7 protein-coding genes and 1 pseudogene are annotated in these 7,038 nt (G+C 69.8%); 2 read left to right on the plus strand and 6 right to left on the minus strand.

Annotated elements, in window-relative coordinates; all coding sequences use genetic code 11:
* Positions 1-1,157 (minus strand): DHA2 family efflux MFS transporter permease subunit (locus tag GTW67_RS15490; protein WP_346010668.1); only part of this gene is annotated, 1,157 nt, incomplete at its 3' end.
* Positions 1,158-1,254: 97 nt separating this feature from the next.
* Here GTW67_RS15490 and GTW67_RS15495 point away from each other — a divergent pair.
* Positions 1,255-1,857 (plus strand): TetR/AcrR family transcriptional regulator, encoded by a 603-nt coding sequence (locus GTW67_RS15495; RefSeq protein ID WP_161165403.1) that lies wholly within the window; start codon positions 1,255-1,257, stop codon positions 1,855-1,857.
* On the opposite strand, the gene GTW67_RS15500 is transcribed toward GTW67_RS15495, so the two are convergent.
* The 5 genes from GTW67_RS15500 to GTW67_RS15520 form a co-directional block, all read right to left on the minus strand.
* Positions 1,833-2,444 (minus strand): dihydrofolate reductase family protein, encoded by a 612-nt coding sequence (locus tag GTW67_RS15500; RefSeq protein ID WP_161165404.1) that lies wholly within the window; start codon positions 2,442-2,444, stop codon positions 1,833-1,835. The two genes, GTW67_RS15495 and GTW67_RS15500, sit on opposite strands and share 25 nt — an antisense overlap.
* A 125-nt stretch (positions 2,445-2,569) precedes the next feature.
* A complete protein-coding gene (locus GTW67_RS15505) occupies positions 2,570-3,028 on the minus strand; it encodes a MaoC family dehydratase (protein WP_161165405.1) in 459 nt (152 codons plus the stop codon).
* 32 nt (positions 3,029-3,060) lie between these two features.
* The gene (locus tag GTW67_RS15510; protein ID WP_161165406.1) at positions 3,061-4,407 is read right to left on the minus strand and encodes an MFS transporter; all 1,347 of its coding nucleotides are present in this window, start codon (positions 4,405-4,407) and stop codon (positions 3,061-3,063) included.
* A gap of 133 nt (positions 4,408-4,540) precedes the next feature.
* A complete protein-coding gene (locus tag GTW67_RS15515) occupies positions 4,541-5,791 on the minus strand; it encodes an acetyl-CoA C-acetyltransferase (RefSeq protein WP_161165407.1) in 1,251 nt (416 codons plus the stop codon).
* Between the two features lie 104 nt (positions 5,792-5,895).
* Positions 5,896-6,798 carry a LysR family transcriptional regulator gene (locus GTW67_RS15520; protein WP_161162985.1) on the minus strand — a complete coding sequence of 301 codons (903 nt, stop codon included), beginning with the start codon at positions 6,796-6,798 and terminating at the stop codon, positions 5,896-5,898.
* Positions 6,799-6,912: 114 nt separating this feature from the next.
* Between GTW67_RS15520 and GTW67_RS15525 the strand changes: the two are divergent.
* Positions 6,913-7,038: pseudogene (locus GTW67_RS15525) on the plus strand (CoA transferase subunit A); the annotation flags it as partial.

Consider the following 7,038-nt stretch of genomic DNA (forward strand, 5'->3'; position numbering starts at 1 on the left):
AGGGCGATGCCGCGGACGAACAGTGCGGCCGTGAGCAGGATTTCGTCGGTGTCGGCGGTGACGAAGGCGAACGGGACGGTGGACGCGGCGACGAAGGCGAAGGCCACGAGCGCCACCGCGCGGGGGCCGATACGGTCCATGTACGTGCCTGCCAGTCCGCGGGCGACAAGGGCCCCGGCTCCCTGAGGGATGAGCAGCAGTCCGGCGCCGAGGGGGCTCGCGCCGCGGACCTGCTGGAAGTACAGGGGCAGCAGCATCATCGACCCGAACAGGGAGATCCCGCCGAGGAAGAGCAGGGCGGACGACGAGGCCACCGAGCGGTGACGGAACATGCGCACGTCGACCAGCGGGGTGGACGCCCGGGTGAGTGCCGAGGCGGTGAAGCCCCCGACCAGGGCGAGCCCGCCGAGCAGCGGAACGAGGACCTGGGCACTGGCGAAGCCCGTGTCGCCGTCGACCCGGGAGAGGCCGTAGAGCACGGCCGCGGCACCGGGGCAGAGCAGCAACAGGCCGACCGTGTCCAGGCGGACGCGGGGCTGATCGCGCGCGGGTCGGTCGTCGGGCAGGTCGCGACAGGCGAGCCATATGCCGACGAGGCAGAAGGGGATGTTGACGAGGAACAGCCAGCGCCAGTCGGCCAGATGGAGGATAAGGCCGCCGAGGACGGGGCCGAGGATCGGGCCGAGCGCGGTGGGGACGGTGATGACGGCCATGACCTTGCCGATACCGCGGCCCTTGGCGGCCTGCATGAGCAGGGTGTACATCAGCGGCATCATGATGCCGCCGGCGAGGCCTTGGACGAGGCGGAAGGCGATGAGGCTGGTGGCGTTCCAGGCCAGCGCGCTCAGGATCGAGCCCAGCAGGAAGCCGGCCAGTGCGAGGACCCACAGGCGTCGACCGCCGAGCCGTGACTGCGCCCATCCGGCGAGCGGGATGGCGACGAAGACGGCCAGCATGTAGCCGGTGCTGACCCACTGGATGGTCGGCAGTGCGGCGTCGAGGTCCTTGGCCAGGTCGTTCAGGGCGACGCTGATGATGGTGGTGTCGAAGACGACACCGAGCGCGCCGACGATCAGGGTGATCGCCAGGCGCAGCACGGCAGGGTCCACCCGGCCGGGATCAGCGGATACGGGCTCCGCCTCGCGGGAAATGCTCACGATCGACCCCGTTAAGATAGAGGGCTCTTTCTTACTCTGCTCAAGGTAGGCCGCTACAGTAAGAAAGGCAAATCTATCTAAGTCTGCGAGGGCAAGAATGACTCAGCGGCGCCGCGGCGCGGAACTGGAGAAGGCGCTCCTCGATGCGGCCTGGGACGAACTCACCGACAACGGCTACGCCAGATTCACCATGGACGCCGTCGTCAAGCGCGCGGGCACCAGCCCACCCGTTCTCTACCGCCGCTGGCCCGATCGCGACGCGCTCGTCAAGGCCACCATCGTCCACGTCCTGAGGGAGTCGCGTCCCGCCGTTCCCGACACGGGAAGCCTGCGGGAGGACCTCCTCACCCTCATGCGGGAGATCGCCGGCTCCCACGTGCAGCTGATCACCGTGATGTACGCGCACCTGGCCAGCTACCACCGGGAGACGGGGGAAAGCCCCGGCAGCCTGTTCGACCCCGTCGCGACGGGCCGCGCGGCAGCGCTCGACGCTCTCTTCGAGCGTGCCGTCGCCCGCGGCGAGGTCAAGCCGGACCGGCTCACCGAGCGCATCAAGACCCTCCCCTTCGTCCTGCTGCGCCACGAGATCCTCTCGACCTTCGCCCCGGTGCCCGAACACGTCCTGGAGGAGATCGTCGACACGATCTTCCTGCCCCTGGTCTGCCCGGACGCTGCTCAGCCGGCGTCGCGTTTGCGGTAGCGGATATGAGTGGCCAGCGGTGAGTGCAGCACCTCGACGGGCTCGTAGTCGAAGGTCTCGGACCCGTCGAACAGGCGCTCGCCGCTGCCGAGCAGGACAGGCGCGATGTCGAGGGTGAGTTCATCGATCACACCGGCGCTGAGTGCCTGTCGAACCGTCGAAGCGCCACCGGCGATGTCCACGCCCCTGCCGTCGGCGGCTTCGAGCGCCTGCGCGTAGGCGGCGTCGAAGCCTTCGGTGACGAAGTGGAAGGTGGTCCCTCCCTTCATCTCGATCGGTTCGTGGGCGTAGCGCGTGAGCACGAAGACCGGGGCGTGGTAGGGGGGCTCGGGGCCCCACCATCCGTCCCACGACTCGTTCCACTCACCTCGGATCGGCCCGAACATGTTCCGGCCCATGACGTAGGCGCCACGCGGGCGCATCAGCCAGCCGTTGGCCGTCTCGTCGGCTTCGGTCGCGCGCGGATCGCCGATGTGCCAGCCGTGCAGCTCCTGGCCGCGCTTGCCCAGCGGATTGTCTCGGCTCTGCTCGGGCCCGGCGACGAAACCGTCGAGGGAGATCGACATGTGGCAGGTGGTGTCGGTCATCAGCTTCTCTCCGAGAGCAGCAGTTACGGGTCGTCGCGAGGTCGTCGGACCGCGCGACGTACGTACAGACTGGCAGAAGCGACCGAACTCATCGCGCCACACCGTATGAACGCGCGGAGGCCCGGTCAGGGACAGAAGTGGGTCAGCGACTCCGCGACACAGGCGGGTTTCCGCGACCCCTCCAGTTCGAAGGTGAACGCCCGCGTCATCCGCACCCCGCCCCGCGCGACCTCCTTGACCTCGCCGATCGAGGCGTGCAGCCGGACGCGGCTGCCGACGGGGACGGGCGCCGGGTACCTGACGCGGTCGACGCCGTAGTTGAGTGCGCGTCCCACCCCGGTCACCTGGAGCAGCTCGCCGAACATCGGGATGCCCCAGCTCAGGACCATGTAGCCGTGGGCGATGGTGCGCCCGTAGGGGCCGTCGGCGGCGCGCGCCACGTCGGTGTGGATCCACTGGTGGTCCCCGGAGACGTCGGCGTAGGCGTCGATGAGTTCCTGGGTGACCTCTTTCCAGCCCGAGTGCCCGAGGTCGCGTCCGCCGAGGGCGAGGATCTCCGGGATGCCGTGCACGGTCAGGGGCATGGGCGGTACTCCGTTCTGGGGGTGCCGGACGGTCAGGCGCTGACGGGGGCGGTTCGGGACGCGGTGACGGCGGGGTCGGCGGCCTGCTCGTCGTGGTTGGGGCGCTTGAGCAGCAGGAGCATGCAGCCCAGGGTCAGCGCCACCTGGAAGACCGCGTAGGCGATGACCGCGGTGATGGAGCCGGTCCGGTTGAGCAGGAACTGGCCGATGATCGGCGTCGTACCGCCCAGCAGCGTGCCGCACAGCTGGTAGCAGAGCGAGATGCCGGTGTAGCGCAGATGGGCGGGGAAGCGGCTGGCGAGCATGCCGGCAAGCGCGGCGTAGTACAGGCAGTGCGGGATGGTGGCGACGGAGACGCCGAGCATCGCGAGACCGTAGTTCTCGGTGCCGATGAGGACGAACATGAGTGGCATCAGCACGAGTTCGGGCACCAGCATCACGAGCACGGCGCGGGACCAGCTCTTCATCCTGGTGGCGATGACCGCGCCGAAGGGCTGGACGATGATCTGGGTGATGTTGGCGACCAGGATGATCGTGAGGAACGAGCTGCGGTCGAAGTCGAGTGAGCTGGTGGCCCAGGACAGGGCGAACGTCGACTTGAAGTAGGTCGCCGACAGGCCGATGGTGCAGGCGCCGATGCCGAGGACGATCAGCACGGGGTGGCTGCGCAGGACCTCGGTGAGCGGGAGCTTGACGACTTCCTTCTTCTCGATGAGCTTGGCCATGGCCGGGGACTCGGCGACCTTCAGCCGGACGAGCAGGCCGACCATGACGAGCGCGGCGGAGGCGAGGAAGGGCACGCGCCAGCCCCAGGCGACGAAGGCGTCGTCGGGCAGTTGGCTGATGGCCAGGAAGCTCAGGGTGGAGAGGGTGTTGCCGACGGGCGAGCCCTGCTGGGCGAACGCCCCGTAGAGCACCGACTTGCCCTTGGGGGCGTGTTCGGAGGCGATCAGCACGGAGCCGCCCCATTCACCGCCGAGGCCGATGCCCTGGATCATGCGGATGCAGACCAGCAGGATCGGGGCGGCGATGCCGATCGACGCGTATCCCGGGAGCAGGCCGATCGCGGTGGTGGACAGGCCCATCATCAGCAGGGTGATGACGAGGGTCTTCTTGCGGCCGAGGCGGTCGCCGTAGTGGCCGAAGACGATGCCGCCGACGGGGCGGGCGAGGAAGCCGACCCAGAAGGTGGCGAAGGCGACCAAGGTGCCTACGGCGCCTTCGAGTTCGGGGAAGAACACCTTGTCGAAGACGAGTGCCGCCGCGGTGCCGTAGATGTAGAAGTCGAACCACTCGATGGTCGAGCCGATGAAGGCTCCGAATCCCGCGCGGTTGGCGGCCTTCGTCTTCTCGCGTGCGGTGGCGGTGGACGCACTCATGGGTGGCTCCCTGTGGACATCGTTGTACAGACGGATGGGCATGACCGACCGGGGCTGCATCCGAGACGCCCGCGCCGCGTGAGGGGTACGGGGACGGCGGCGCGGAGGGTGAACAGCCTCGGTGGGTGAGGGGTCAGGCGGTGACGCGTTCGAAGACCGCGGCGAGGCCCTGGCCGCCGCCGATGCACATGGTCTCCAGGCCGTAGCGGGCCTGGCTGCGGCGCATCTCGTGGGCCAGGGTGGCGAGGATGCGGGCGCCGGTGGCGCCGACCGGGTGGCCGAGCGAGACTCCGGAGCCGTTGACGTTGATCCGCTGCTCGTGGTCCTTCTCGCCGAGTCCGAGCTCCCGCGTGCAGGCCAGCACCTGGGCCGCGAACGCCTCGTTGATCTCGATGAGGTCGATGTCGGCGAGGGTGAGCCCGGCGCGGCCGAGGGCGGCGTGGGTGGCCGGGACCGGTCCGATGCCCATGGTGGCGGCGGGGACACCGGCCCGGGCGAAGGAGACGAGCCGGACCAGCGGGGTGAGGCCGAGCCGTTCGGCGGTGGCGGCGCTGGTGACCAGGCAGGCGGCGGCCGCGTCGTTCTGACCGCTCGCGTTGCCCGCGGTGACGGTTGCCTCCGGGTCGCTCTCGCTCATGATCGGGCGCAGCGCGGCGAGTTGCTCGGCGGTCGTGTCGGGGCGGGGGTGCTCGTCGGCGGTCACCACTGTCTCGCCCCTGTAGGTCCCGCCGTTCGAGCGCGGGCGGGTGCGTACGGTGACGGGCACCGTCTCCGCGTCGAAGCGCCCCTCCGTGATCGCGCGGCCGGCCCGCTCCTGGGAGCGCAGGGCGAGTGCGTCCTGGTCGGCGCGGCTGATGGAGTAGGTGCGGCGCAGGTTCTCCGCGGTCTCGATCATGCCGCCCGGGACGGGATGGCGTGCGCCGCCCGCGGTGACCCGGCCGCGGGCCAGCGCGTCGTGGAGCTGGAGGCCGGGGCCCTTGATGCCCCAGCGGCCGTGGTGCGTGTAGTAGGGGGCGGCGCTCATCACGTCGACGCCGCCCGCGACGACGACGTCGCTGAAGCCGGCCCGGATCTGCATGGCGGCGTCGAGGACTGCTTGCAGTCCGGAGCCGCAGCGGCGGTCGGTCTGGAGGCCCGTGACGGTGTCGGGGAGTCCGGCGTCCAGGGCGGCGACGCGGCCGATGGCCGGTGCCTCGGAGGTGGGGTAGGCGTGTCCGAGGATCACCTCGTCGATCCGGTCCGGGTCGATCCCCGTGCGGGCGACGACCTCCGCGATGACGCGTGCGGCGAGCGCGGCGGGGGTCTGCTGGGCGAAGACTCCGCCGAACCGCCCGATGGGGGTGCGCAGCGGTGCGCAGATGACGACGTCTGAGGGGTCGGCCACGGCGGAACACCTTTCGGCGGTTCGGGTGTGTGGGGGTGACCTTCGCACCCGACCACTGAGTCGGTCCAATACCGAGTTGGCGACCTATTCATTTCCTCCGTGTCTCAATGGAGTGACGGAGGTGTCGGCAGGGCCTCCTCGGCCACCGTGAGCACGGCCCGCAGGGCGGCGGACGGATTGTCGGTGCGCCAGGCGAGCGCGGCCTGCCTCCGTACCGGCGGTCCGGCCAGGGGCCGGTACACGAGCCCGCCCTGCTGGATGTGCCGGACGGAGGAGACGGTGAGGGTGACACCGACGCCCGCCGCGACGAGGGCGAGGATCGTGTACGAGTCCGGGGCCTCCTGCACCACACGCGGGTTGAAGCCGGCCGACTCGCAGACCTGGACCATCGCGTCACGCACCGTGGAGCCCGCGTTCGCGGGGAAGGAGACGAAGGGTTCGTCGGCGAGGACGGCGATCGGGATGCTGTCGAGTTCGGCCAGCCGGTGGTCGGAAGGCAGCGCGCACAGCAGTTCCTCCTCGTCGATCACCCGGTGGGCCACGCCCGGCTGGGTCACCGGGAGGCGGACGAACCCGAGGTCGAGGGAGCCGTCGGCGACCCGGGAGAGGGCGACGTTGGCGTACGTCTGCCCCTTCATGACCAGCTCCAGAGCGGGGTGTGCGGCGCGCACGGCCCGGGTCAGGTGCGGCAGCGTCTCGTGGCTGGAGGCACCGGCGAAGCCGATGGTGACCCGGCCGCACTCCCCGCGTCCGGCGGCCTTGGCGGCCCGCACCGCGGTGTCGAGGTTCTCCAGCACGGTCCGCACGGGTTCGAGGAAGGACTCCCCCGCGCTGGTGAGCCGTACCGAGCGGGTGTTGCGCTCGAAGAGCTGGACGCCGAGTTCCTTCTCCAGCTGGCGGATCTGCTGGCTGAGCGGCGGCTGGGCCATCTGCAGCCGTTTGGCGGCCCGGCCGAAGTGCAGCTCCTCGGCCACTGCGGTGAAGGCGGTGAGATGACGCAGTTCCATCCGGAAACCCATTCATTACGACGCTGTCTTAATGCAACCCTAATTCGGTATTGGACGGCACTCAATGGCCGCTGACACGGTAGGGCGACCCGCACACACTCGCCGAGGAGCACCGTGGAACGGACGCATACGGCCGACGGGGCCGGCAAGGTCATGCCGATGAGGGAGGCCGTCGCCGCCTTCGTGCACGACGGTGCCACCGTCGGCATCGAAGGCTTCACCCATCTCATCCCCACCGCA

The organism is Streptomyces sp. SID5910 (assembly GCF_009862125.1).
Classification (GTDB): Bacteria; Actinomycetota; Actinomycetes; order Streptomycetales; family Streptomycetaceae; genus Streptomyces.